Genomic DNA, 24,990 nt, shown 5'->3' with positions numbered 1-24,990 from the left:
CGAACCGCTCAGCGGCCTCAAGGTTCCGATGAACGATGCGTATGACCGCATGAGAAATCAGCGTTGGACACCTCTGGTCGTTCAGTGAAGCTCGGCGCGTCTTTGCGTAGGGGTGCGTGGGCTATGGCGAAGCGGAAGGATCAGGCTGACGAGGCCCGGCGGCGGTTCCTGAAGGGCGCGGCCGTGGGCGCGGCGGCGGTCGGGGCGAGCGCCGGCGGCGCAGCCAAGGCCCAGGAGGCGCCGGCGGCAGGCCAGGCGGCGCGGGTGCTGCCGCGGCCGAACGAGATCGCCGAGAGCCTGCCGCCGCCCGACGATCATGACGCGGTCGAACAGGCCAACTGCGGCGGCGATTTCATGACCGACGCCATCAAGGCGCTCGGCCTCGACTATGTGATCACCAACCCGGCTTCGAGCTTCCGGGGCCTGCACGAGGCCCTGGTCAACCACGGCGGCAACAAGGCGCCGGAGCTGCTGACGGTGACGCACGAGGAGATCGGCGTGGCCATGGCCCACGGCTACGCCAAGATCGCCGACAAGCCCCTGGCGGTGATGGTGCACGGGACGGTGGGCATCCAGCACGCCTCCATGGCGCTCTACAACGCCTACTGCGACCGGGCGCCGGTGCTGCTGCTGGGCGGCAACACCCTGAACGCCGAGATGCGCCAGCGGGCGGAGTGGGTGCACTCGGCCCAGGACCCCGGCGCCATGGTCCGCGACTTCGTGAAGTGGGACGACCAGCCCTACACCCTGCAGGGCTTCGGCGAGTCCCTGGCCCGGGCCTATCAGATCGCCATGACGCCGCCGAGCGGGCCGGTGTTGCTGTCGGTGGACACCGAGCTGCAGGAGCAGCCGATCCACGGCGATCCGAAGATGGTGCGGATGCCCAGGCTGGTCTATCCGCACGCCGACACCGGGGCCCTGGACGAGCTGGCCCAGATGCTGGCCAAGGCCGAGAAGCCGGTGGTCATCGCCGGGCGCGTGGCCCGCAACCAGACCGGCATGGACCGGCTGGTGGAGTTCGCCGAGACCCTGAACACGCCCATCATCGACCAGGGCGCGCGGACCAACTTCCCCTCGCATCACCCGCTCAACCAGAGCTTCCGCGGGCGGGCGCTGCTGGCCCAGGCGGACCTGGTGCTGGCCCTGGAAGTCAACGAGCCTTACGCGGCCCTGCACAATTCCATCGACCGCATCCACCGCTATGACGACCCGGTGCTGAAGCCGGGGACCAAGGTGGTGGCCCTGGGCGCCAAGGACCTGTTCATCAAGGCCAACTTCCAGGACTTCGGCCGCTACCAGGAGATGGACCTGATCATCACGGGCGACGCCCAGACCTCGCTGCCGTACCTGACCGAGGCGGTGCGCAAGGCCCTGGGCGGGCGCAAGCCCGATCCCGCCAAGCTCAAGGCCATGGGCGAGGCCCAGGCGGCCATGCTGCAGCGGATGCGGGTGGACGCCAGCATCGGCTGGGACAACAGCCCGATCACCACGGCCCGGCTGACCATGGAGCTGTGGAACCAGATCAAGGACGAGGACTGGTCGCTGGTGGGCGACGGCCTGATGCCGGGCTGGAAGCGTCTGTGGCCCGCCGACCGCTACTATCGCTACAACGGCGGTTCGGGCGGCTGGGGCCTGGGCTATTTCGCCCCGGCGGCCCTGGGCTCGGCCCTGGCCAACCGAGACCACGGACGGATCAGCGTCGCCTTCCAGGGCGACGGCGACCTGATGTTCGTGCCCGGCACCCTCTGGACCGCCGCGCACCACAAGATCCCGATCCTCTACCTGATGTACAACAACCGGGCCTACCACCAGGAGGTGATGTACGTGCAGCGGATGGCCGGACGCCTGGGCCGCGGCATGAAGAACACCACCATCGGCACGACCCTGACCAACCCCAACATCGACTTCGCCATGATGGCGCGGTCCATGGGCGTCTATGCCGAAGGCCCGATCTCGAACCCGCGCGACCTCGGGCCGGCGATCAAGCGCGCCCTGGCGGTGGTGAAGCGCGGCGAGCCGGCGCTGATCGACGCCATCTGCGAACCCCGGTGAGTACGCCCATGTCCTTCAAGCCTCTCGCGGGCCTGCTCGGCCTCGCCCTCTGCGCCGCCGCTCCGGCGCTCATCGCCGCCGCTCCGGCCGCTCCACAGGGGAACGTCGCCGCCGGCCGCCAGGCCTATGCCGACAAGGGCTGCGCCTCCTGTCATGGCCTCAGCGGAGAAGGCTCGCCCGCCGGCGCGGCGGTGGCGGGGACGGCCCTGGACTGGTCCGCCTACCACGGCCAGCTGCGCAGGCCGCGGGGGACCATGCCGGCCTATGACGCGCGGGTGCTGACCGACCAGGAGGCGGCTGACATCTACGCCTATCTGAAGTCCCTCGCCGCGCCCAAGGGGGCCGCGGGCGCGGCGGCGGTGGCCCAGCTGAAGGGCGATCCCGTCGCCGGGCGGAAGACCTACCTGGAGAACGGCTGCCATGCCTGTCACGGCTCGGTGGGGCAGGGCGGCGGGCCGGGGCCGACCCTGGCCGCCACCTCCATGACCCTTCCCGCCTATCACCAGCAGCTGCGCAAGCCGCGCTCGGTCATGCCGGCGTATGGGCCGACGCTGATGACCGACCAGGAGGTCGCCGACACCTGGGCCTATGTGAAGGGCCTGCCGGGGCCGCGCGATCCGGACAAGCTGCCGGCCCTGCTGCGCGCCCCCAGCCGCTGACGCCTCAGGACGCCAGCCGGGCGGCCTGCGCCCGGACCTCGGCCTCGATGCGCCGGCCGTCCCGCTCGGCGATGCGCCGGAACGTGGCCTGGGCCTGACCCACCACCTGGTCCATGTTGTAGTAGCGGTAGGTGGCGAGACGGCCGACGAAGCTCACGTTGGGCTCGGCCAGGGCCAGGGCCTCGTAGCGCTTGTAGAGCGCCTGGTTCTCGGGCCGGGGCACCGGGTAGTAGGGATCCCCGTCCGCCCGGGGATATTCGTAGGTGATGGTGGTCCGGGCGGCGGATTGGCCGGTGAGGTGCTTGTATTCGGTGATGCGGGTGTAGGGGACCGCCTCGTCCGGATAATTCATCGTGCCGACGGACTGGAACCACTCCTGGTCGAGCGTCTCGTGCCGGAAGGCAAGGCTGCGGTAGGGCAGCGGGCCGAAGCGATGGTCGAAATACTCGTCCACCGGGCCGGTGAAGATCAGGTGGTCGAAGACGGCCTCGCCGCGCACGTCGGCGAACTCCACGCCCGTCTCCACGGTGAGGCCCGGCTGATCCAGCATGGCCTCGAACATTCGCGTGTAGCCGGCGGCGGGCATGGCCTGGAACCGGTCGGTGAAGTAGCGGTCGTCGGTGTTGACCCGCGTGGGCACCCGGGCGGTCACCGACTTGTCGAGCTCGGACGGGTCCATGCCCCACTGCTTGCGGGTGTAGCCCCGGAAGAACGTCTCGTAGAGCTCGCGCCCGACTTGGGAGATGACCACGTCCTCGGAGGTGCGGATCCGGGCCACGGGCTCGGCCCGGGCCTTGAGGAAGGCCTCCGCCTCGGCGTCGTCCTTCAGGCCCGCGCCGAAGAGCATGTTGAGGGTCGTGCGGTTGATTGGGATCGGCGTCTCGAGTCCGCGGACGGCGGCGAGCACGCGATGCTCATAGGGCCGCCAGGCGGTGAACTGAGACAGATAGGCGAACACGTCCTCTGAATTGGTGTGGAAGATGTGCGGCCCGTAGCGGTGCATCAGGACGCCCGCGGCGTCGATCTCGTCATAGGCGTTGCCGCCGACATGGGGCCGGCGGTCCACGAGCAGGACGCGCTTGCCCAGCTGGCTGGTCAGGCGCTCGGCCAACACCGAGCCCGCAAGGCCCGCCCCGACGATCAGATAGTCGAACGGCTTGCGCCGGTCGGCCGGACGCACCGCGGGCGCGCTGATCGCCTGCAGGGCCGCGGCCCGGGCGTTCAGCACCTTGCCGATCTGCGCTTCCATGCCCTTGAAGGTGGCGTCCCAGGACATGGCCGAAAGCAGGCCGTCGGCCGCCTCGAGCCAGGCGTCGTCGCCGCCGGGAAGCCGCAGGGCCATCTCGCAGGCGTCCACAAAGGCGGGGGCGGCGTCGGCGATTTTCACGGCCTCGAGGTCCCCGTAGTGGCGGATCACGTCGGTGATCGGGGTGGAGACCACCGGCCGGCCCCCGCTGAGGTACTCCGGGGTCTTGGTGGGGCTGATGAATCGGGTGGCTTCGTTCACCGCGAACGGCATCAGGGCCACGTCCCAGCCGGACAGGTACTGCGGCAGCTCGCCGTAGCTGCGGCCGCCAAGGAAATGCAGGTTGGCGCGCCGGGGCAGGTCGGCGGGGTCGATCTTCACAACCGGCCCGACGATCACCAGGCTCCAGCCCGGTCGCGCGTCCGCCACCGCGGCCAGGAGGTCGAGGTCCATGCGCTCGTCCACCACGCCGTAGAAGCCCAGCCGTGGCCCTGGGATGGCGGCCTGATCGGGCGGAGAGGCGTCGCCGCTGCGCGCGCCGGCGAAGTGGGCGCGGTCCACGCTCGACGGGAACGGATGGATGTTGGGATGCTGCTCGCGCTTGGCTTCCCACAGGCTGTAGCCGCCGGTGAACACCACATCGGCCTGGGCGAGCAGTTCGCGTTCCAGGGGGATCAGCTCGGGCGGGGCGAACCGGAAGTTGGCCAGCTCGTCCATGCAGTCATAGACGGTGCACGCCCGCTCCAGATGCCGCGAGAAGGGCAGCATCATCGGCGTGTAGTACCAGCAGATGCGGCTTCCCGGCTCGGCCGAGAGGAGCTCGTCCAGAAGGCTGCGCAACGCCTCCTCGCGGGCGTCCGCCGGCAGGTCGTCGGGCAGGCGGGGCGTGGCCACCAGCACCCCGCTCTGGCCGCAGGTCCTCACCTCCAGCACCGGCGGGGTTCCAGGGGCGGCTGGCAGCGGCTCCTCCCAGAACACCACCCGTCGCTCCCGGGCGAAGCGGCTCATCAGATGCTGGGGCCGCTGGAAGACGAAGTCCCAGCGCAGGTGAGAGAAGCAGATCAGCACGTCGGCGCGCGAGGGGGGCACTTGGCGTCCTTTCGGGGAGGGCGGCGGGCTTCACGCCCGGCAAACGGGAGGAGGGGGGGCAAAGGCCGCTGGTCGGGATGCAGACGCGGCTGGGGCCTGAGCCCTCACGGCGGACGCGTGGGCGGTCGTGCGCGGGCCAAGCTGACGTATGCGTCGCCCGCCCGAGGCGCGGCGCGCGGAATCTCCCGTTCCATGGGGGAGATAAGTCAAGAACATCTAAAGTGTTCCGTTGGACTTTCGTTTGTCTGCTGGTTGGAAAATATTTGAAATAAGCTGTACTATTCCGATTTATCTAAAGATAAGCGGTGCAACAGAATGGCAATCTACATGTTCGCTACCCGACGCATGGACGCGGGTGGTGAATGCTGGAGCTTTGGGGCGGACACGAGTGCACGGTGAACCGCGTAGGCGACCTCTGGCGCGACCAGACGGTCCGCTCGGGCCATGAGCATCGCCCCGACGATCTCGACCGGTTCGCCGCCCTGGGGCTGCAGGCGCTCCGCTATCCCGTCCTGTGGGAGCGGGTGGCGCCTGACGATCCGAAGGTGTTCGACTGGCGCTGGAGCGACGCCCGGCTGGCGCGCATCGCCGAGCTTGGTATGCGGCCGATCGTGGGCCTGCTGCACCACGGCAGCGGCCCCGCCTACACGAGCCTGGTGGACGAGGCCTTCCCGGCCAAGTTCGCCCGCTACGCCCGGGCCGCGGCGGAGCGCTATCCCTGGGTGCGCGCCTGGACCCCGATCAACGAGCCGCTGACCACGGCGCGGTTCGCCGCTCTCTACGGCCTGTGGTTCCCGCACGGCCGGGACGAGGGCCTGTTCTGGCGGGCGCTGCTGAACCAGATCGAAGGCGTGCAGCGGGCCATGGCGGAGATCCGGGCGGTGATCCCGCAGGCCGAGCTGGTGCAGACCGAGGACCTTGGCCGCACCTATGGCCGCGCCGCCACGCTCGAACAGGCGGCCCATGACAACGCCCGCCGCTGGATGACCTGGGACCTGCTGGAGGGCCGGGTGGTCCCGGGCCATGAGCTGTGGGAGCGCGTGACCGCCTTGGGCCTCGAGGCGCAGCTTCGGCGGCTGGCCGAGGCGCCGTGTCCGGCCGACCTCCTGGGCGTGAACCACTACCTGACCAGCGACCGGTTCCTGGACGACGACATCCTCGCCTATCCCGAGGCGGCGCGGGGCGGGAACGGCGCGATCGCCTATGCCGACGTGGCCGCCATCCGGGTGGCCGTGCCGGCGCCCGGCGGGCTGGAGGGCGCGCTGGAGGAGGCCTGGGCGCGCTACCGCCGCCCGCTCGCCGTCACCGAGAGTCACAATGGCTGCACCCGCGAGGAGCAGGTGCGCTGGCTGCGCGAGGGGTGGGAGACCTGCCAGCGCCTGCGCCGCCGGGGCGTGGACCTGCGGGCTTTCACCGCTTGGGCGCTGCTGGGCTCGCACGACTGGTGCCGGCTGCTGACCTGCGACGGCGACCTCTACGAACCCGGCGCATTCGACGTGCGCGGGGGCGCGCCCCGGCCGACAGCCATCGCCGCCGAACTGCGCCGGCTGGCAGGAAGCCGCGCCCCGCCGCATCCCGCCGTCGAGGGCCCAGGATGGTGGCGACGGGACATCCGTCTGGAGCACCGGCCGGCGGCCGCCGAGACGCCGCAGCCGACCCGCCGGACCTGGAGGCCCCCTGCGGCCCGGGCGGCGCGGCCGCTGCTGATCGCCGGGGCCACAGGAACCCTCGGCCAAGCCTTAGCCCGGGCCTGCGAGCTCAGGGGGCTCGCCTATGAACTGACCGACCGCGCCTGCCTGCCCATCGAGGATGGGGCGCGGGCCGCCGAGCTGTTGGACGAGCTCGACGCCTGGGGCGTGATCAACGCCGCCGGCTGGGTGCGGGTGGACGAGGCCGAGGCCGATCCCGACGCCTGCCACGGGGCGAATGCGGCGGGGGCGGCGCGGTTGGCGGGCGTCTGCGCGGCCCGGGACCTGCCGTTCATGACCTTCTCCAGCGACCTGGTGTTCGCCGGCGATGCGGCCGAACCCTATGTGGAGACGGACGCGCCGTCTCCCTGCAACGTCTATGGCGCCAGCAAGGCCGAGGCTGAGCGGCAGGTGCTGGCCTGCGGCGGGCGGCCCCTGATCATCCGCACCGCGGCGTTCTTCTCGCCGCACGATCCCTACAACTTCGCCGCCCTGGTCCAGCGGGAACTGAGCGCCGGCCGCGCCCTGGCCGCGGCGGACGACCTGATCGTCTCGCCCACCTATGTGCCCGACCTGGTGCATGCGGCCCTGGACCTGATGATCGACGGGGAGACCGGCGTGCGGCACCTGGCCAACGACGGCGCCTGCAGCTGGTTCGAGTTCGCCCAGGACCTCGCCCGGGCGCTGGACCTGGACGAGGGGCTGCTGCGGCCTGCGCCCGCCGCCAGCTTTGGCTGGCCCGCGCCGCGGCCCCGGCGGGCGGCCCTGGCCTCGCGGCACGGGCGGATTCTGCCCCCGCTGAAGGACGCTATCGCCCGCCACGCGGCCGCCGTGCGCGCCCGCGGCGCCTTTTCCACCGGCCCCGGCTGATGCGCCCCCCGCGGTCCCGGCCGTCCCGGACGCGAGCTGAGCGCGATCCGCTGCGCAGCCTGTTCTGGGACGCCGCCTTCGCCACGGCGGTGGGGTCGCTGAACTCGGGCGTGGTGCTGGTGGCCTACGCCCTCTACTTCGGCGCCTCGAACCAGGTGATCGGCATCCTGGCCGCCATTCCGCTGCTGACCCAGCTCCTGCAGGCGCCGGCGGTGATCCTCGTGGAGCGGGTGCGGCGGCGCCGGCTGATCTCGATCGCCTCCCTGTTCGTCGCCCGTCTCGCCTTGCCGGTGATGGCGGTGCTGTCGCTGATCCCCAATACGGCGGTGGCGCTCACCCTGCTGGTGGTGGCCGAGACGGTGCACTGCGCGCTGAACGCGGTAGCCGCGTGCAGCTGGAACTCCTGGATCCGCGACCTCGTGCCCGAGGCCCGGCTGGGCCGCTTCTTCGCGCGGCGCACGATCTGGGCCACGGCCATCGGCCTTGTCGGCAGCCTCGCCGCCGCCTTCGCCCTGGAGCACGCCGGCGACGGCGGCCCAAGCCCGGCCTTCATCGCCCTCTATGGGGTGGGTTTCCTGGCCGGCATGGCCTCCACCTGGCACCTTTCGCGGGTGCCGGAGCCGCCGATGCCGCCGGTGGAGCAGAAGCTCAACATCCGCCGGCTGATGCGCGCCCCGCTGCGCGACCGGAATTTCCGGCGGGTGATCATCTTCCTGGCCAGCTGGCAGTTCGCGGTGAACGCCGCCACGCCCTTCTTCACCGTCTACTTCGTGCAGCGGCTGGGCATCTCCATCGGCTTCGTGATGCTGTTCTCGGTGGTCAGCCAGATCGCCAACATGGTCGTGCTGCGCAGCTGGGGGCGGATCTCGGACCGGTTCTCCAACAAGACGGCCCTGGGCCTGGCGGCGCCGGTGTTCCTGGCCTGCATCGCCGCCATGGCGCTGGCGTCCCAGATCACCGAGCCGATGCTGCGGCTGGCCTTCCTGCTCCTGCTGCATGTGGTGATGGGCGCAGCCTCGGCCGGCGTCGGCGTCGCCTCGGGGGCCCTGACCATGAAGCTCGCCCCCAAGGGCGCGGCCACGGCCTATGGCGCGGCCAGCGCGCTGCTCGGCGCGGCGGCGGCCGGCGTCGCGCCGATCATCGGCGGCATGTTCGCCGACTTCTTTGCCGCCCGGCAGCTGGGCCTGCAGCTCACCTGGCAGGAGCCCCGGGGGCTGCATCAGCTGCTCACCTTCCAGCTCAGCCACTGGGACTTCTACTTCCTGATCTCGGCCGGCCTCGGCCTCTACGCCCTGCACCGCCTGACCCTGGTGGACGAGCATGGCGAGGTGGCCAGGTCGCGGGTCGTGGAGGAGCTGACGCAGCGCGTGCGCGAAGGGGTTCAGAACGCCTCGCCCGTGGCCGGGCTGCGGGCCCTGGCGGCCTTCCCTGGCGGGGCTCTGATCCGCTTCAACCGGAGCCGGCAGGTGTTCCGCAGCGTGTGGTCGGCCGACGCCGAGGCCAATGTCGTCTGGCGGCGGGGATCGCCTGACGCCTGAGGGCCACAGGCCCCGCAGGGGCGTCGTGCGCCCGCGAAACTCAGGCGCCTTTCCGGCCGGCTTTCCGAGGAATTTTCCCTGTCTGGTTCAGGGAGAAGAGATGGTCGGAGTGGCAGGATTTGAACCTGCGACCCCTGCGTCCCGAACGCAGTGCTCTACCAGACTGAGCCACACTCCGAACTCGAGGAGGGCGCCTTATAGAGGAGCCGCCGCGTCGCTGCAAGCCGACGAAATCGATGTTTGTGGGCGTTGCATCCGCAGGGCTGCTGCGCTATCTCACCGCCTCCGCGAGGGACACGCCTCGACGCCGTTCCTGCTGGGGAATGGTGTAATGGTAACACAGCGGTTTTTGGTACCGTTATTCTAGGTTCGAGTCCTAGTTCCCCAGCCACTTCCTCCCTCTTCAGAGACGAACGCGGCGGCCCGTGAGGGGCCGCGTCCGCCGGCCTGGCGGCCATCCGCCTCATGAGCGGTCGAGGGCCCGTTTCGGCGGCCCTGACGCGCCGCGACGAGGGTGAATCGGGAAGCGGCCTTCCGGCCTAGATTCGGACGCCCTGCGGGGCGGTGAACCGGGCGTCGACCACATTGCCGGTGTTGCGGACCCCGGCCGATTCGAAGAGCAGGATCTCGGCCTCCTCCTCGGCGACGGGGCGGTGCTCCACGCCCCGCGGCACAACGACGCACTGGCCGGGCCGACCTCCACAGTGCGGTCGCGGAATTCGATTCGGAATCGCCCCTTCCAGCCGAGAAACATCTCGTCGGCGTCGTCGTGGCGACGCCAGGGGAATTCGCCCCGGATCTTCACGGCCTTCAGCTCCTGGCCGTTCAGCTCGGCGATGATTCCCGGCCGCCAGGGCTCGGTGATTCGGCCAAGCTTCTCGGCGATGTCGATGCGTTCCATGCGGGGAGTCTCCAGAACGACGTTCTCCAAGCCTAGCCGGCCGCGCGGCGCCTGGCGAGCGGCGTTGGGGCGGAACCATCGATTCGGCCTCCGGCCCGCGCGATCCGGGGGGGGCGATCCTGAAAAGACGACGCCCAAACGAAGACGGCCCCGGAGAGGTCCCCGGGGCCGTTTCAGGGTCTTGAGGCTCTGGCGGCGGTCAGGCCGCTTCGGCCGGGGCCTGGGCCGGCAGGCGGATCAGGTAGTCGAAGGCCGACAGGGCGGCCTTGGAGCCTTCGCCCATGGCGATGACGATCTGCTTGTAGGGCGTCGTGGTCGCATCGCCAGCGGCGAACACGCCGGGGATCGAGGTGGCGCCGCGCACGTCGACTTCGATCTCGCCGCGGTTGGTGAGCGCCACCGTGTCCTTCAGCCATTCGGTATTGGGCACCAGGCCGATCTGCACGAACACGCCCTCCAGGTCGACGTTGTGGACCTCGCCGGAGTTTCGGTCCTTGTAGACCAGGCCGGTGACCTTCTGGCCGTCGCCCTTGACCTCGGTGGTCATGGCCGAGGTGACGATGCGCACGTTCGGCAGGCTGGCCAGCTTGCGCTGCAGCACCGCGTCGGCGCGGAGCTGGCTGTCGAACTCGATCAGGGTCACATGGGCCACGATGCCGGCCAGGTCGATGGCCGCCTCGACGCCCGAGTTGCCGCCGCCGATCACCGCCACGCGCTTGCCCTTGAACAGCGGGCCGTCGCAGTGGGGGCAGTAGGCCACGCCCTTGTTGCGGTATTCGTCCTCGCCGGGGACGTTCATCTGCCGCCAGCGGGCGCCGGTGGCCAGGATGACGGTGCGGGACTTCAGCGAAGCGCCGCTCTCCAGCTCGACGGTGATCAGGCCGCCCTCGGCGGGCGCCGGGACCAGCCGGGACGCGCGCTGCAGGTTCATCACGTCCACGTCGTAGCTCTTGACGTGCTGCTCGAGGCCGGCGGCCAGTTTGGGGCCTTCGGTGTGCGGCACCGAGATGAAGTTCTCGATGGCCATGGTGTCGAGCACCTGGCCGCCGAAGCGTTCGGCCACCACGCCGGTGCGAATGCCCTTGCGCGCGGCGTAGATCGCCGCCGCCGCGCCGGCCGGGCCGCCGCCCACCACCAGCACGTCGAAGGCGTCCTTGCCCTTGATCTTCTCGGCCGCGCGGGCGACCGCGCCGACGTCGATCTTGGCCAGGATCTGCTCCAGCTCCATGCGGCCCTGGGCGAAGGGCTCGCCGTTCAGCAGCACGGTGGGCACGGCCATGACCTGGCGCGCCTCGACCTCGTCCTTGAACAGGGCGCCGTCGATGGAGACCGCCTTGATGCGCGGATTCAGGACGCTCATCAGATTGAGCGCCTGCACCACGTCGGGGCAGTTCTGGCAGGAGAGCGAGAAGTAGGTCTCGAACAGGAAGTCGCCGTCGAGCGCCTTCACCTGCTCGATCACCTCGGGCTCCACCTTCGGCGGATGGCCACCCACCCACAGCAGGGTCAGAACCAGCGAGGTGAACTCGTGGCCCAGGGGGATCCCGGCGAAACGCACCGAGATGTCCGTGCCAGGGCGGGTGATGGCGAAGGACGGCTTGCGGGCGTCGTCATCGCGACGCGTCAGGCTCACCTTGTCCGACACCGAAACGATCTCTTCGAGGAGCTCCAGCAGCTCCTTGGACTTCGGCCCCTCGTCGAGCGAGGCGACAAGCTCCACCGGCTCGCGGATGTTCTCCAGGTAGGCCTTCAGTTGGCCTTTCAGGTTGGCGTCCAGCATGCAAGCTCCGGGGGCTACAGAATTCCAGGGGGGCGGAAGTTGGGGAGGCCGGCGCCGCCGCGAGGACGGCGCCGGTTCCGGGACAGTCAGGCTTAGATCTTGCCGACCAGGTCCAGCGACGGGGCGAGGGTCTTCTCGCCTTCTTCCCACTTCGCCGGGCAGACTTCGCCCGGGTGGTTGCGGACGTACTGGGCGGCCTTGACCTTGCGCAGCAGCTCGGCGGCGTTACGGCCGATGCCTTCGGCGGTGATTTCCATGAACTGGATGACGCCGTCCGGGTCGACCAGGAAGGTGCCGCGGTCGGCCAGGCCCTGGCCTTCACGCATCACGCCGAAGTTGTTGGTGATGACGCCCGAGGGGTCGCCCACCATGGTGAACTTGATCTTGCTGATGGCCGGCGAGGTGTCGGCCCAGGCCTTGTGCGAGAAGTGCGTGTCGGTCGACACCGAGTAGATTTCGACGCCCAGCTTCTGGAACTCGGCGTAGTTGTCGGCCAGGTCCTCCAGCTCGGTCGGGCAGACGAAGGTGAAGTCGGCGGGGTAGAAGAAGACGACCGACCACTTGCCCTTGAGGTCGGCTTCGCTGACGGAAACGAACTTGCCTTCCTTGTAGGCTTGGGCGGTGAACGGCTTCACCTCGGTGTTGATCAGAGACATGGCTGCTCCCAGTTGAAGTCCCAGGGTTGAGGGCTTCTGAGGTAGTCCCTCCACAGCCATAAGCAAATTGATTTTGCTAACTCCGCTCCATTGAGGCTTTCTATGCCCCTCGGCGCGGGCCGCCTGAGACGGGCCGGGCCCTGCCGTGTCGGCTCAGTCCAGGCGGATGCCGGGCCCCTGCGGCGCGCCGTCCTGGCCGCCGTTCAGCGCCTTCTGCATCCAGACGATGTCGACCCAGCGGCCGTGCTTGAAGCCGAGGCCGCGACCGACCCCGGCGGGCTCGAAGCCCAGGGTCTTGTGCAGGCCGATGGAGGCCGCGTTGCCGGAATCGCCGATCACCGCCACCACCTGGCGCACGCCGAGAGCCTCGCACTGGTCGAGCACCGCCGCCAGCACCGCCCGACCGACGCCGCGGCCGATGGCGTCGGGGGAGACATAGACGCTGTCCTCCACCGTGTAGCGATAAGCCTGGCGCGGGCGGAACGGTCCGGCGTAGGCGTAGCCCAGGATCCGCGGGCCGAGGGCGGCCACCAGATAGGGCAGGCCGCGGCCGGCGATGGCCGCGCGGCGGCGCTCCATCTCGGCGGCGTTCGGCGGCGTCTCCTCGAAGGTGCCGAAGCCTTCGCGCACGTGATGGCCGTAGATGGCGGCCAGGGCCTCGGCGTCCTCGGGGCCCGCGGGTCGGATGATCATTCGCTCTTCCAGCGCTCCTCGATCGCCCAGATGGCGAAGGCGTAGTCCAGGGCGATCTCCTTGAGGAAGTCGAAACGGCCGGAGGCGCCGCCGTGACCGGCTTCCATGTTGATCTTGAGCAGGATCGGCGCATCGCCTGTCGTGTGGTCGCGCAGCTTGGCCACCCACTTGGCCGGCTCCCAGTAGGTGACGCGGGGGTCCGACAGGCCGCCGGTGGCCAGGACCGGCGGATAGGCCTGGGCCTTCACCTGGTCATAGGGGCTGTAGCTGGCGATCAGGTCATAGGCGGCCGAATCCTCGATGGGATTGCCCCATTCGGGCCACTCGGGCGGGGTGAGCGGCAGGGACGTGTCGCTCATGGTGTTCAGCACGTCCACGAACGGCACAGCGGCGATGATCGCCCCCCAGAGGTCCGGCCGAAGATTGGCCACCGCCCCCATCAGCATGCCCCCGGCCGAGCCGCCGTAGGCCGCGATCTTGCCCTTGGTCGCATACCCTTCGGCGATCAGGTGCTCGGCGCAGGCGATGAAGTCGGTGAAGGTGTTGGGCTTCTTCTCCTTGCGCCCGTCCAGGAACCAGCCCCAGCCCTTGTCGGAGCCGCCGCGGATGTGGGCCGTGGCCCAGATCCAGCCCCGGTCCACGAGGCTGAGACTGCGGATGGAGAAGCTGGGCTCGATGGCGTGGCCGTAGGAGCCGTAGCCGTAGAGCAGCACCGGGGCCGAGCCGTCGCGCGGCGTGTCCTTCAGCATCAGGAGGGTGATCGGCACCTGCTCGCCATCTGGCGCCGTGGCGTAGAGGCGGCGGGCCACGTAGCGGGCCGGGTCGTGGCCGGACGGCACCTCCTGGGTCTTGCGCAGGGTCCGCTCGCGACTGGTCATGTCGTAGTCGAACCACTGCCGGGGCGTGGTGGGCGACTGGTAGACGAAACGCGTGACCGTGGTGGCGTACTCGAACCCGGTCTCCAGGTGCAGGGCGTAGGCCTCCTCGTCGAAGGCGATCACATGCTCCCCCCCGGCCCGGTCCATGACCACCAGGCGGTCGAGGGCGTTCACCCGTTCGGCCCGCACCAGATGGTCCGCATAGGCGGCGAAACCGGTGATGTAGCGGCCGGGCTCATGGGCCACCCAGTCGCGCCAGGCGCTCCGGGCGGGGACCGCCGCCTCGGCGGTCATCAGCTTGAAGTCCACGGCGCCGTCGTCGTTGGTGCGGATCACCCAGCGGTCGGTCCAGTGGTCCAGCTCGTACTTCACCCCGGTGCGGCGGGGCTCGGCCACCACGGGCGCGGCGGTGGGGTCCGCGGCCGGGATCAGCCACAGCTCGGTGGTCTCCTGGTTGCCCACATGGATCAGGATGTGGCTGTCGTCGGACGTGGTCCCGACGCCGAGGAACATGCCCTCGTCCGTCTCCTCATAGACCAGCACGTCCTCGCCGCCGCGAGCGGGGCGGCGAAAGACCTTGGAGGGGCGGGCGTTCTCGTCCCGCCAGATCCAGAAGATCCACTGGCTGTCCGGAGAGAAGGTGAAATCGCCATAGGCGCTCTCGATGGGAGCGCCCACCTCCTCGCCGGCGGCCAGGTCCTTCACATGGATGCGGTAGTACTCGCTGCCCTGCTCGTCGGCGGCCCAGGCGAAGAGGGCATGGTCGGGGCTGTGATGGGCCGCGCCCACCTGGAAGAAGGCCTTGCCGGCGGCGAGCCGGGTCTCGTCCAGCAGCACCTCCTCGGGTCCGCCGCCGCGCGGGCGCCGGGCGTGAACCGGATGCTCGGCGCCGACGTCGTAGCGGACGTAGTAGTCGAACGGGCCGTCGGGGGCTGGGACCGAGCTGTCGTCCTCCTTGATGCGCCCCTTCATCTCGGCGAACAGCCGGGCCTGCAGGTCCTCGGTCCCGGCCAGCACCGCCTGGGTGTAGGCGTTCTCGGCCTCGAGGTGCTGGCGGATGTCGGCGCGCAGGGCCTTGGGATCGCGCAGCACCTGCTGCCAGCCCTCGTCCTTCATCCAGGCGTAGTCGTCGGTGCGGGTGCGGCCGAGCTGTTCGATGGTCTGCGGGCGCTTCGGGGCGATGGGCGGGGTGGGAAGGCTCATGCCCGCTAGATGCGACGGCGCGGCGGCGCGCTCAAGGACCGTGCGGCGCCGGTCCCCCCATGGCGGGGCGGCGTAATGGCCAAGTCGCGGCGTTCTGGCGCGGCCGATCACGGGGATGTTCGCTTGGCGCCCACCGCTGACTCTGATTCAGTATTCGCAACATCGAGATCGCGCGAAGACGCGACGGGGTGCTTCAGAGTTTCAGAGTAGTCGGGGACCGCCATGGTCATGGATCTTGCGGTCGAGCTGATCCACGCGACCGTGCAGCTCGAACAGCCACTGGGAGACGGGACGCGGACCGTGGGGACCGGCTTCCTGGTCTCGGCCCCCGCCGCCGATGGCCAGCCGCGGACCATCCTCGTCACCGCCAATCACGTGCTTCAGAAGATGCCGAGCGCCAACGCCCGCATCGGCTATCGCGTGGCCAACGCCGACGGCTCGTGGCGCTACACGCCCCAGCAGCTGAAGATCCGCGACGACAAGGGCCGCGAGCTGTGGACCCATCACCCGACGCGCGACGTGGCGGTGATGGAGATCAAGGCGCCCGAAGCCTTCGCCAAGGCCGCGATCCCGCTGAACTACCTGGCCGCCGACGAGACCTTCACCAGCTATAACGTCACCGCCGGCGACGAGATGATGGCCCTGGGCTTCCCGCGCGGCCTCTCCGCCAATCAGGCGGGCTTTCCGATCCTGCGGGCGGGCAAGGTGGCGTCCTATCCGGTGGCCCCGGCCAGCGTCTTCCCGACCTTCCTGCTGGACTTCTCGGTCTTCCCCGGAAACTCGGGCGGGCCGGTGTTCGTGAGCCGTGCGCGCCAGCCGGGGGGCGGCCTGACCCAGGTCTCGGACCGGGGCGAGACGGGGCCCGGCGATGCGGCGCAGGCCGGTTTCATCGCCGGTCTCCTGACCCAGCAGGTGGAGCTGAACTCCGAGCGGCTGGAGATCGGCATCGTCACCCACGCCAAGTACATCCGCGAGACGATCAGCCTCCTGGCCGATCCGCTTGCGCCGTCCGCCGTCGTCGCCGAGGCGGGCCCCGTGGCCGGCGCTGTAGCGGGCGCCCAGGCGGCCTCGGCCGAGGAGGCGGCGCGGAACTAGCGGCTCCGCGCGGGTCTCTGAAACGTCGAAGGGGCCGCCCGGCCTCCCGGACGACCCCCGCGATCCCTGTGCGCTCCCCGAGAGGGGGAGCCCCGGTCTTACGAGCCGTAGACGACGCTGATGGTCTCGGCGACGCAGGCTGGGCGCTCCTGGCCTTCGATCTCGATGGTGCACTCGTTCTTGATCTGCATGCCGCCGGCCTTCGGCTCGGCGCCGATCAGCTTCTGGCGCAGGCGCACGCGCGAGCCGACGCGGACCATGTTGGTGAAGCGCACCTTGTCCGAGCCGTAGTTGATGCCGCGGGTCACGCCCTTGATCGGCAGCAGGCCCTGGCTGAGGAACGGGATCAGCGACAGCGTCAGATAGCCGTGGGCGATCGGGCCGCCGATTTCCTTCGTGGCGCGCTCGACGTCCACGTGGATCCACTGGTGGTCGCCGGTGGCGTCGGCGAACTGGTTCACCCGGTCCTGGGTGATCTCGAGCCAGTCCGAAACGCCCACCTCCTGGCCGACGAGGCCGGGCAGGTCCTTGATCTCGACGGGGTTCATACGCTGCTCCCTCTGAATGTTTACGGCCGAGCGTCTAGCACGGCTCAGACGATGCGCGAGCCTTCCTTGCCCCAATAGGCGTCGCGGATGAGGCGCTTGTAGAGCTTGCCGGTGGGGTGGCGGGGCAGCTCCTGCATGAAGTCCAGCTTCCGCGGCGCCTTCACATGGCTGAGGTTGGCGCGGGCGAAGGCCAGCAGCTCCTCGCGCAGGGTCTCGCCCGCCTCGGACCAGTCAGCCGGCTGGACCACCGCCACCACCTGCTCGCCCATCTCCTCGTGCGGCGCCCCGACCACGGCCACGTCGGCGACCTTGGGGTGGCCGATCAGCAGGTTCTCAATCTCCTGCGGATAGATGTTCACCCCGCCGGAGATGATCATGAAGCTCTTGCGGTCGGTCAGATAGAGGTAGCCCTCCTCGTCGGCCCAGCCCACGTCGCCCAGGGTCGTCCAGCCGTAGCGGTTGGTGCCCTCGGCCACCTTCTCCGGCGCGTTGTGGTAGGACAGCGGCGGGCCGTTGGCGAAGTGGACGACGCCCTCGGTGCGGGGCGGCAGCTCCTCGCCGTCCTCGCCGCAGATCTTCAGCTCGCCCAGGACGGCCTTGCCCACCGAGCCCTTGTGGGTGAGCCACTCCTCTGAGGTGATGAAGCAGAAGCCGTTGCCCTCGGTGCCGGCGTAGTACTCGTAGATCACTGGGCCCCACCAGGCGATCATCTGCTCCTTCACCGGGATCGGGCAGGGCGCGGCGGCATGGACCGCCGACTTCATGGACGAGACATCGTACCTGGCCCGCACCTCCTCGGGCAGCTTCAGCATCCGCACGAAGTGGGTCGGCACGAACTGGCCGCAGTCGCAGCGGTATTTCTCGATCAGCTGCAGGGCGTGCTCGGGATCGAACTTTTCCATCACGATCACCGTGCCGCCCAGCTTGTGCATGGTCATGCACCAGCGCAGGGGCGCGGCGTGGTAGAGCGGCGCGGGCGAGAGGTACGTCCAGCCTTCCTGGAAGCCGAACAGGCCCTGGGCCATCATCTGCAGGGCGTTGGGGGCGTCGATGGGCAGGCCGGTAAGGGCCGGCTTCACCCCCTTGGGCCGACCGGTGGTGCCCGACGAATAAAGCATGTCCGAGCCCGACGTCTCGTCGGCGATGCGCTCGGCCGGCATGGCGTCCCGCGCCGCCTCGTAGCTTTCGTAGGGGCCGCGGGCGGGGCCGGCGGCCATGTAGAGCTTCACGTCCCTCAGCACGCCCGGCAGCTCGTCGACCACGGGGCCGACGCCGGGGGAGGCGATGAGCAGCTTCGCCCCGCAGTCCTCGACGATGTACTGCACCTCGCCGGCGGTGAGCTTGGACGAGATGCAGGTGAAGTAGAGGCCCGAGCGCTGGGCGGCCCAGGCGATCTCGAAGTAGCGGGGATTGTTGTCCATGAAGACGCCGATGACGTCGCCGGTCTTGAGGCCCAGCGACCGGAAGAGCTGCGCCGCCTGGTTCGAGCGGTCCTCCAGCTGGCGGTAGGTCACCGTCTCGCCGCTGCCGGCCATGACATAGGCGGCCCGATCAGGCTGGGTCTTGGCGTGGTGCGCCGGATGCATCGTTTCGCTCCCCAGGGCGGGTTGAGCCCGCCGAATGCTTCTCTGCGCCGAAGGATTGCGGACCTTGACCTACGGTCCGTCAAGCTGGGGGAATGGCCGTTATTCAGCCCAACAATCCAAGTGCAAGAAAAGGGAGCGTCATGCCCAAGCCCGCCTTCGAGACCCTGGACTATGCCGTCGAGGACGGCGTGGCCGTCATCACCTTGAACCGGCCCGACAAGCTGAACGCCTTCAACACCACCATGATGAAGGAGCTGATCGCCGCCTTCGATGAGACCGACGGCGACGATGCGGTGAAGGCGGTGATCATCACCGGCGCCGGCCGGGCCTTCTGCGCCGGCGCCGACCTGTCCGCCGGCGCCCAGACCTTCAACTACGAGGCCCGCGGCGGCGAGGACGCCAGCGCCCGGCAGCAGGACGGCGTCCACCGTGACGGCGGCGGCCTCGTCACCCTGCGGATCTTCGACAGCCTCAAGCCGGTGATCTCGGCCTGCAACGGCGCGGCCGTGGGCGTGGGCGTGACCATGCAGCTGGCCATGGACATCCGCCTGGCCTCCACCGAGGCCCGCTACGGCTTCGTCTTCGCCCGGCGCGGCATCACCCCCGAGGCCTGCTCCTCCTGGTTTCTGCCCCGGCTGGTGGGCGTCCAGACCGCCCTGGAGTGGTGCTACAGCGGCCGCATCTTCCCCGCCCAGGAGGCGCTGGACCGGGGCCTTGTCCGCTCGGTTCATGCGCCGGACGAGCTGCTGCCCGCCGCCAAGGCCCTGGCCCGGGAGATCGTCGACAACGCCGCCCCGGTTTCCGTGGCCCTGACCCGTCAATTGATCTGGCGGATGGCGGGCGCCTCTCATCCTATGGAGGCCCACAGGGCGGACAGCCGGGCCATCCAGGCGCGCGGCCGGTCGGGCGATGCGCGGGAGGGCGTGACCTCGTTCCTGGAGAAGCGGCCGCCGCGCTATCCGGACCGGGTCTCGACCGATCTGCCGGACGTGTGGCCGCATTGGGAGGCGCCTAAGTTCAGCTAATATCTGGTATTTCTTAGAATAACCGCGGTTTTCCGGCGCTGCGATCCGCAAGATGCGGCGCCGGAATTGCGGGTTCCGGCGTCTGCTGCGTCACTGTCCAGTTACAGTTTTTGTCCTTACTCGATCCGCGATATCCAGCACTGATGAGCCGGTCGATTCATCAATTTTGATATGTGCCGGCGCCGGAAACTCTATTTCCGTATTGTCCGAAGCGAGGCTTCCGGATATTGACGGCTAAAATTTCTAGTGAGTCAATTCGGTCGCCTGCATTGGCGCGGATTTCGCGGAACGAGAAAATGGACGAGAAAACGGAAGTCATCGAGATGACGGCGGACATCGTTTCCGCCTATGTGGGCAACAATACGGTCGCCGCCGCCGACCTGCCCGGTCTGATCCAGAGCGTGCACCGGGCCCTGGCCAGCGTCTCCTCGGGCGCCGAGCCGGTGGAGGCCCAGCCGAAGGAGCCGGCGGTGCCGATCCGTCGCTCGATCACCCCGGATTACCTCGTCTGCCTGGAGGACGGTCGCAAGTTCAAGTCGCTGAAGCGGCACCTGCGCACCAAGTACAACATGAGCCCGGAGGAGTACCGGGCGAAGTGGGGCCTGCCGAAGGACTATCCTATGGTCGCCCCCAACTACGCCAAGGCCCGTTCGGACCTGGCCAAGCAGATGGGCCTGGGCCAAGGCGGCCGCCAGGCGCCGCGCAAGAAGCGGTAAGGCCCGTCCCGCAGGAGCGGGCTGACGCCTCTGATCTAGATAAAGGAACGCCCGCCTCACGGCGGGCGTTTTCTTTTGCAGTCTAATTTCAACGTTTTTCTTTAGCCGCGGCCATGATTTGGCCTTGCCGCCGATTCGCGCATCAGGCGATAAGTGATTCGGCGTGATTCCAAGGTCCTGTTAAGGAATCTATTCATGGCGGCGCAGATCGGAGCTCCGGCGGCGGCGATCCGCGCGCACGAAGAGCTCTTCGCGTACTGGAGTTCCCGGCGCCGGGGCGGCGGCCTGCCCGCGCGCGCCGACATCCACCCCGGCGGCTTCAAGCGCCTGCTCCCCACCGTCAGCCTCATCGACGTCATTCCCCAGGGACCGGGCCGGGCTCCCGACTACCGCATCCGCCTGGCGGGCACCGCGCTCTACAATGTCTATGGCCGGGAGATCACCGGCCGCGGGCTGGGCGAAGTCTACAATTCCGCCGCCGCCGACTACTGGCGTCACGAGCTGGGCCGGGTGGTGGCCGAGCGCCGGCCGGCGGTGGGCGTCCACAACCTCGCCTGGCGGGGCGCCTCGCACCTGTCGGTGGTCTGGCTGCGCCTGCCGCTGGCCTCCAACGGCGCGGACGTGGACATGATCCTGGGCTACGACGCGGTGGTGGGCCTCAGCGCCATGCCCACGGGCATCCGCGCCGCCTGAGCGCGGGGCTCAGCGCTCAAGGGGATGCCCGAGGCGGTTCAGGCCGCCGTCGCCAGCTCCGCATCGCGCCGGATGCGCGCCACCATCGAGGCCAAGCCGTTGGACCGCTGCGACGAGAGCGCGCCGGAAAGGCCCAGCTGCTCGAACGCCGCCTTGGCGTCGAAGGCGAGAATCTCCTCGGGCCGCCGCTCGGAATAGAGCCGGAGCAACACGGCGATCAGGCCGCGGACGATGTGGGCGTCGGAATCGCCCCGGAAGGCCAGGGTTCCGTCGGGGCGGGGCTCGGTCACCAGCCACACCTGGCTCGCGCAGCCGCGGACCTTGTTGGGCTCGGAGCGCTCGGCCTCGGTGAGCGGCGCCAGCTCCTTGCCCAGCTCGATCACATAGCGATAGCGCTCCTCCCAATCCCCGAGGAGTTCGAACTCGTCCTTGAGTTCGGCGAGCGCGTCTTGGATGGCGGCCATGGCGAGGGGCACTTAAGGACCGCTGCGCCCGGGCGCAACCGGCATCAGGCCGCGGGCAGGCGCACGCCGGCGGTCAGACCCTTGCCCGGCCGAGAGGCCAGGGTGAGGCTTCCGCCCATGGCCTTGCAGGTGAGGTCGGCGATGGAGAGGCCTAGGCCCGCGCCCTCCCCGTGGCGGGCGAGGGCGTTCTCGCCCTGCTCGAACGGGGCGATGAGCCGCGGCAGTTCGGCCGGGTCGACGCCGCACCCCTGGTCGCGGATGACGATCTGTACGCCTGCGGCGAGCCGCTGGGCGCTGATGAAGATGGTCCCGCCCTTCGGCGAGAAGACGGCGGCGTTGTGCAGCAGGTGAAAGAGGACCGTGCGCAGGCCCCGCGGGTCGGCGGTCACGGGGGGCAGGTCGCCGCGGCCGGTCACCTCCACCGTCAGGCCGGCGAGCTCCTCGTCCAGCATCGCCAGCACGTCGTCGACGGCGGCTTCCAGGGGCTCGGGACGCAGGTCGAAGTCCATACTCTGGGCCTCAAGCCGGGCGATCTCCAACACCTGATTCACAAGTTTCAGCAGCTTCTTCCCGCTGTCGCGGACGATCTGCGCATATTCCTTGTACTGCGGCGCGCCGAGCGGCCCGTAGAGTTCGGCCGACAGGATCTCGGAAAAGCCGATGATCGAATTGAGAGGCGTGCGCAGCTCGTGGCTGGCCATCCGCAGGAACGACCGCTTCCGCTCGTCGGACGCCGGCTCCCGGCGTTCTGGCGCGCGCGGGGCTGCGGGGCGAAGACGGGCAGGTTGGGGCATGGGAAGGCCGCGGGCCGGGGCTTGAGGGACCGCCAAAGTGCGGCCTTGCGCTTACGATTTCCTTATCCGGCCCGTATCAGGCCGCCCGTTCCCGCCGGACGCGAGCGGCCTATCCGGGTTGGGCGCCCGGAGATAAGGTTAGATTCACGTCCATCGGGAAAGGTCTGAAGCTTACCGCCCGTGCCGTACCTTCGTTCCATATCCGCCGCGAAGCGCCCCCGGCGCTTGGGCCGCCGCCCCGGGACCGCCGGCGTGCGGTTCGCCTTCGCCTGGCACGCCCTGTTCGCCCTGGCCGTGGGCGGCGTGGGGGCGGGCCTCGTGAGCCTGGGCGTGCTGGCGCCGGGCCTGGAGACGGCGGCCCTGGCGGTCATCGTGGCCGCCGCCGCCTTCGGGGCGCTGCTGGCGGGCCTGGGCGCCTCGGGCGGGACCATCGCGGTGCTGCTGTGGGCCGTGGCCGGGGCCGCGGCGGCCCAGATCACCGGCGGAGCGGGCGGCCCGCTCGCCGCCTGGTGCCTGACGCCTATGGCCGCCGCCGTGGCCTTCCGCCGGACCGACCTTCTGGCCCTGGGCGCGGCCGCCGCCGTGGCCGCGGCGGCCGTGGCGGCCCTGGGCGACGCCCTGCTGCCCCTGCCGCAGGTGGCGCCGGCCGTCGCCGGCTGGCTCAACCTGACCGCCCTCGTCACCACCGCCCTCGGCCTCGCCGCCGGCCTCGTGGCCCTGCAGACCGCGGCGGTGCGCGAGCGGCGGGCCCGCGATGCGGTGGAGCTGGAGCTGCGCGAGGCCCTCGACCACCAGCCGCAGCTGCTGCTCTCGCTCTATCCCGGCGGCCAGATCCTCGCCGCCTATGGCGCCGACCTGCTGGGCGAAGAGGTGCGCCGCCTGAAGGATCGCCACCTGGGCGATCTGGTGGCCGAGGCCCACCGCGCGGCCGTGGGTCAGGCGCTGAACGCCGCGGCGCAGGACGGCTCGGCGGCAGTGTTCTTCGTGCCCGCCCACGACCCGAACGGCTGGCTCGAGCTGACCCTCAAGCGGCTCGCCGAAGGCCGGCTCGCCGGCGCCGTCCGGGACGCCCGGCCGCAGCGCGCCCGCGAGCGCGAGCTGGAAGAGGCCCGGGCCTCGGCCGAGCAGCAGAACGCCGGCAAGTCGCGCTTCCTGGCCAACATGAGCCACGAGCTGCGCACGCCGCTGAACGCCATCATGGGCTTCTCGGACATCATGCGGCAGCGCCTGTTCGGCCCCATGGCCGACCGCTACACCGAGTACGCCGAGCTGATCCACGAGAGCGGCAGCCACCTGCTGGAGCTGATCAACGACGTCCTCGACATGTCGAAGATCGAGGCCGAGCGGTTCGAGCTGGCGCGCGAGGAGTTCGACGTCCGCGACGCTGTGAACGCCGTGGTGAGGCTGATGCGCGGCCAGGCCGACCGGGCCGGCGTCGTGCTGCGCGCGGTGCTGCCGGACGCGCCCTTGGAGGCCGACGCCGACCGGCGGGCGATCAAGCAGATCATCCTGAACCTGATTTCCAACGCCCTGAAGTTCACGCCCAAGGGCGGCGCGGTGACGGTGACCGCCCAGGCGGCGGGCGACGTGCTGGAGCTGATCGTCACCGACTCCGGCGTCGGCATCGCCCCGGCCGATCTGGAACGCCTGGGCCGCCCCTTCGAGCAGGCGGGCGACGCCGAGCAGCGGGCGGCGGGATCGGGCCTCGGCCTGTCGCTGGTGCGCGCCTTCGCGGCTCTGCACGGCGGCGAGATGGTGATCGAGAGCGCCGTGGGCGACGGCACGGTGGTGACGGTGCGAATGCCGGTGCTGGGTCTGGAGCCCCTGGAGGCGCCCGTGGCCCCGGCCGCCGAGGCCTAGCGGCCCGCCATCTGCACGAAGGCCCGGGCGGCGGCGAAGTCGCCCACCTCCACATAGGCCGTGCGCACCCGGTCGCCGGTGAACAGGAACTGCACCGCCACGGCCTCCCGCGGATCGAGGCCTTCCAGGGCGCTCACCGCCTCGGCGGGGAAGCGGAAGGCCCAGCCCGACCGGGCGTCCCGGGGAAGGAGGTCGGCGCCGGCCGGGCTGCGGGCCTCGGCGAGATAGGCGCGACGACGCGGTTCGGGCGGCAGCCGCGCCGACAGGGCCTTGGCGCTGTCGGGCAGATGCGGGCCGAGCGTGCGGCCGGTGTCCCGCAGGACGAGCCGGGCGCCGTAGGGCCTGGCTCCGTCATGGAAAGCGGCCACCGCCATCAGCGCCCCGGGCGCGTCCTTGCCGGCGAGGCCGAAGATCATCCGGTCGCGGCCGAAGGCGGCGTCCTGGGCCAGCCGCCAGCGGATGTTGCGGGCGACGGCGCGGTCGGCGCGCCAGACCGCTTGGTCACCCGGATAGGTCATGCGGACGATGTGGGTGAAGCCGCGGTAGGCGTCCGCGGCCCGGCGGGCGGCGCGGGCAAGTTCGGGCGCATCGCACGCCAGCCGGCTCGCCTCGGCCCGGGCGCGGGCCTCCACCGACTTCACCGCCCGTTCGCTCAGCCCCTCGCGCAGGGCCGCGCCCCGGGCCTGGGCCGCGCCCGCGGCCAGGGCCGCCCCGGCCTCGGGAGCCAGGAGGTCGCAGCGTTCATCCGCCGCCAGCAGCACCGTGCGCTCGAAGTAGAGGTCGGCGGCCCCTGCATGGGCGACGCCGGGCGCCGCGACCAGGGCCGCCCCAACCAACCCCAACCACCGAGACGCCGGCCGCGCCTTGTCGCGCGTGTCCCGCATCCACCGACTTTCCTTGCGCTCCGGTCAGCGCCGGAGCCTGGGCGTGGACGGATAGCCGAGGGGTGTTGAAGT

Annotated in this window: 20 protein-coding genes and 2 tRNA genes; 10 read left to right on the top strand and 12 right to left on the bottom strand. The window is 70.1% G+C overall.

From position 1 onward, the window contains the following. The first annotated feature begins 123 nt into the window (after positions 1-123). A complete protein-coding gene (locus tag BO64_RS08325) occupies positions 124-2,052 on the top strand; it encodes a thiamine pyrophosphate-binding protein (RefSeq protein ID WP_496402821.1) in 1,929 nt (642 codons plus the stop codon). 8 nt (positions 2,053-2,060) lie between these two features. Continuing rightward, on the top strand, positions 2,061-2,711 hold the full coding sequence (locus BO64_RS08320) for a c-type cytochrome (protein WP_496402820.1): 651 nt from the start codon (positions 2,061-2,063) through the stop codon (positions 2,709-2,711). A gap of 4 nt (positions 2,712-2,715) precedes the next feature. Here BO64_RS08320 and glf read toward each other — a convergent pair whose 3' ends face one another. Further along, positions 2,716-5,046: a UDP-galactopyranose mutase gene (gene glf / locus BO64_RS08315; protein WP_496402819.1), complete on the bottom strand. Its 2,331-nt coding sequence runs from the start codon at positions 5,044-5,046 to the stop codon at positions 2,716-2,718. A 362-nt stretch (positions 5,047-5,408) separates the two neighbouring features. Here glf and BO64_RS08310 point away from each other — a divergent pair, with 362 nt between their 5' ends. Beyond that, positions 5,409-7,604 (top strand): family 1 glycosylhydrolase, encoded by a 2,196-nt coding sequence (locus BO64_RS08310; protein WP_496402818.1) that lies wholly within the window; start codon positions 5,409-5,411, stop codon positions 7,602-7,604. Beyond that, entirely contained in the window at positions 7,604-9,142 is a 1,539-nt protein-coding gene (locus BO64_RS08305) for an MFS transporter (RefSeq protein WP_496402817.1), read from the top strand. The genes BO64_RS08310 and BO64_RS08305 overlap by 1 nt, the downstream gene beginning before the upstream one ends. Positions 9,143-9,243: 101 nt before the next feature. Here BO64_RS08305 and BO64_RS08300 read toward each other — a convergent pair. Continuing rightward, positions 9,244-9,320 (bottom strand) — tRNA-Pro (locus BO64_RS08300). Positions 9,321-9,459: 139 nt separating this feature from the next. Between BO64_RS08300 and BO64_RS08295 the strand changes: the two genes are divergently transcribed. Further along, a tRNA-Gln gene (locus BO64_RS08295) sits at positions 9,460-9,533 on the top strand. Between the two features lie 148 nt (positions 9,534-9,681). On the opposite strand, the gene BO64_RS08290 is transcribed toward BO64_RS08295, so the two are convergent. The 5 genes from BO64_RS08290 to BO64_RS08270 all read right to left on the bottom strand — a co-directional run bounded on the left by BO64_RS08290 (position 9,682) and on the right by BO64_RS08270 (position 15,253). Next, entirely contained in the window at positions 9,682-9,804 is a 123-nt protein-coding gene (locus tag BO64_RS08290) for a hypothetical protein (protein WP_496402816.1), read from the bottom strand. A 438-nt stretch (positions 9,805-10,242) separates the two neighbouring features. Then, complete coding sequence (gene ahpF, locus BO64_RS08285; RefSeq protein ID WP_496402815.1) at positions 10,243-11,823, bottom strand: alkyl hydroperoxide reductase subunit F; 1,581 nt, start codon at positions 11,821-11,823, stop codon at positions 10,243-10,245. A gap of 92 nt (positions 11,824-11,915) precedes the next feature. Then, positions 11,916-12,479, bottom strand: coding sequence for an alkyl hydroperoxide reductase subunit C (gene ahpC / locus BO64_RS08280; protein ID WP_496402814.1), 564 nt, complete (start codon positions 12,477-12,479; stop codon positions 11,916-11,918). A 153-nt stretch (positions 12,480-12,632) separates the two neighbouring features. Continuing rightward, positions 12,633-13,172 (bottom strand): GNAT family N-acetyltransferase, encoded by a 540-nt coding sequence (locus tag BO64_RS08275; protein WP_496402813.1) that lies wholly within the window; start codon positions 13,170-13,172, stop codon positions 12,633-12,635. Further along, positions 13,169-15,253: a S9 family peptidase gene (locus tag BO64_RS08270; protein WP_496402812.1), complete on the bottom strand. Its 2,085-nt coding sequence runs from the start codon at positions 15,251-15,253 to the stop codon at positions 13,169-13,171. The genes BO64_RS08275 and BO64_RS08270 overlap by 4 nt, the downstream gene beginning before the upstream one ends. 222 nt (positions 15,254-15,475) lie before the next feature. On the opposite strand from BO64_RS08270, the gene BO64_RS08265 reads away from it, so the two are divergent. Next, positions 15,476-16,348, top strand: coding sequence for a S1 family peptidase (locus BO64_RS08265; RefSeq protein ID WP_496402811.1), 873 nt, complete (start codon positions 15,476-15,478; stop codon positions 16,346-16,348). A 98-nt stretch (positions 16,349-16,446) separates the two neighbouring features. Here BO64_RS08265 and BO64_RS08260 read toward each other — a convergent pair whose 3' ends face one another. After that, positions 16,447-16,896, bottom strand: coding sequence for a MaoC family dehydratase (locus tag BO64_RS08260; protein WP_496402810.1), 450 nt, complete (start codon positions 16,894-16,896; stop codon positions 16,447-16,449). 44 nt (positions 16,897-16,940) lie between these two features. Continuing rightward, positions 16,941-18,482, bottom strand: a complete 1,542-nt coding sequence (locus tag BO64_RS08255) for an acyl-CoA synthetase (RefSeq protein ID WP_496402809.1) — start codon at positions 18,480-18,482, stop codon at positions 16,941-16,943. A 140-nt stretch (positions 18,483-18,622) separates the two neighbouring features. Between BO64_RS08255 and BO64_RS08250 the strand changes: the two genes are divergently transcribed. The 3 genes from BO64_RS08250 (at position 18,623) to mopJ (ending at position 20,916) form a co-directional block, all read left to right on the top strand. After that, positions 18,623-19,507 (top strand): crotonase/enoyl-CoA hydratase family protein, encoded by an 885-nt coding sequence (locus BO64_RS08250; protein WP_496402808.1) that lies wholly within the window; start codon positions 18,623-18,625, stop codon positions 19,505-19,507. Between the two features lie 296 nt (positions 19,508-19,803). Continuing rightward, the gene (locus BO64_RS08245; protein WP_496402807.1) at positions 19,804-20,223 is read left to right on the top strand and encodes a Ros/MucR family transcriptional regulator; all 420 of its coding nucleotides are present in this window, start codon (positions 19,804-19,806) and stop codon (positions 20,221-20,223) included. 195 nt (positions 20,224-20,418) lie between these two features. After that, on the top strand, positions 20,419-20,916 hold the full coding sequence (gene mopJ / locus BO64_RS08240; RefSeq protein WP_496402806.1) for a motility/cell cycle regulatory protein MopJ: 498 nt from the start codon (positions 20,419-20,421) through the stop codon (positions 20,914-20,916). Positions 20,917-20,954: 38 nt separating this feature from the next. On the opposite strand, the gene BO64_RS08235 is transcribed toward mopJ, so the two are convergent. Together BO64_RS08235 and BO64_RS08230 are read right to left on the bottom strand one after the other, a co-directional pair. Continuing rightward, the gene (locus tag BO64_RS08235) at positions 20,955-21,380 is read right to left on the bottom strand and encodes a SufE family protein (protein ID WP_496402805.1); all 426 of its coding nucleotides are present in this window, start codon (positions 21,378-21,380) and stop codon (positions 20,955-20,957) included. Between the two features lie 44 nt (positions 21,381-21,424). Next, a complete protein-coding gene (locus tag BO64_RS08230) occupies positions 21,425-22,174 on the bottom strand; it encodes a sensor histidine kinase (RefSeq protein WP_496402804.1) in 750 nt (249 codons plus the stop codon). A gap of 225 nt (positions 22,175-22,399) precedes the next feature. On the opposite strand from BO64_RS08230, the gene BO64_RS08225 reads away from it, so the two are divergent. After that, a complete protein-coding gene (locus BO64_RS08225) occupies positions 22,400-24,034 on the top strand; it encodes a sensor histidine kinase (protein ID WP_496402803.1) in 1,635 nt (544 codons plus the stop codon). On the opposite strand, the gene BO64_RS08220 is transcribed toward BO64_RS08225, so the two are convergent. Next, entirely contained in the window at positions 24,031-24,918 is an 888-nt protein-coding gene (locus BO64_RS08220; RefSeq protein ID WP_496402802.1) for a hypothetical protein, read from the bottom strand. The genes BO64_RS08225 and BO64_RS08220 overlap by 4 nt on opposite strands. Between the last annotated feature and the right edge of the window lie 72 nt (positions 24,919-24,990).

This window comes from Phenylobacterium composti DSM 19425 (assembly GCF_059568645.1).
The sequence above is the reverse complement of the archived record's forward strand: the minus strand, read 5'-3'. Positions and strand labels throughout refer to the sequence as shown.

Bases quoted from the DNA above. Each gene is read 5' to 3' on its own strand.
- BO64_RS08325 (WP_496402821.1), top strand. From the start codon at position 124: ATGGCGAAGCGGAAGGATCAGGCTGACGAGGCCCGGCGGCGGTTCCTG.
- BO64_RS08320 (WP_496402820.1), top strand. From the start codon at position 2,061: ATGTCCTTCAAGCCTCTCGCGGGCCTGCTCGGCCTCGCCCTCTGCGCC.
- BO64_RS08310 (WP_496402818.1), top strand. From the start codon at position 5,409: ATGCTGGAGCTTTGGGGCGGACACGAGTGCACGGTGAACCGCGTAGGC.
- BO64_RS08305 (WP_496402817.1), top strand. From the start codon at position 7,604: ATGCGCCCCCCGCGGTCCCGGCCGTCCCGGACGCGAGCTGAGCGCGAT.
- ahpF (WP_496402815.1), bottom strand. From the start codon at position 11,823: ATGCTGGACGCCAACCTGAAAGGCCAACTGAAGGCCTACCTGGAGAAC.
- ahpC (WP_496402814.1), bottom strand. From the start codon at position 12,479: ATGTCTCTGATCAACACCGAGGTGAAGCCGTTCACCGCCCAAGCCTAC.
- BO64_RS08275 (WP_496402813.1), bottom strand. From the start codon at position 13,172: ATGATCATCCGACCCGCGGGCCCCGAGGACGCCGAGGCCCTGGCCGCC.
- BO64_RS08270 (WP_496402812.1), bottom strand. From the start codon at position 15,253: ATGAGCCTTCCCACCCCGCCCATCGCCCCGAAGCGCCCGCAGACCATC.
- BO64_RS08265 (WP_496402811.1), top strand. From the start codon at position 15,476: ATGGTCATGGATCTTGCGGTCGAGCTGATCCACGCGACCGTGCAGCTC.
- BO64_RS08260 (WP_496402810.1), bottom strand. From the start codon at position 16,896: ATGAACCCCGTCGAGATCAAGGACCTGCCCGGCCTCGTCGGCCAGGAG.
- BO64_RS08255 (WP_496402809.1), bottom strand. From the start codon at position 18,482: ATGCATCCGGCGCACCACGCCAAGACCCAGCCTGATCGGGCCGCCTAT.
- BO64_RS08250 (WP_496402808.1), top strand. From the start codon at position 18,623: ATGCCCAAGCCCGCCTTCGAGACCCTGGACTATGCCGTCGAGGACGGC.
- BO64_RS08245 (WP_496402807.1), top strand. From the start codon at position 19,804: ATGGACGAGAAAACGGAAGTCATCGAGATGACGGCGGACATCGTTTCC.
- mopJ (WP_496402806.1), top strand. From the start codon at position 20,419: ATGGCGGCGCAGATCGGAGCTCCGGCGGCGGCGATCCGCGCGCACGAA.
- BO64_RS08235 (WP_496402805.1), bottom strand. From the start codon at position 21,380: ATGGCCGCCATCCAAGACGCGCTCGCCGAACTCAAGGACGAGTTCGAA.
- BO64_RS08230 (WP_496402804.1), bottom strand. From the start codon at position 22,174: ATGCCCCAACCTGCCCGTCTTCGCCCCGCAGCCCCGCGCGCGCCAGAA.
- BO64_RS08220 (WP_496402802.1), bottom strand. From the start codon at position 24,918: ATGCGGGACACGCGCGACAAGGCGCGGCCGGCGTCTCGGTGGTTGGGG.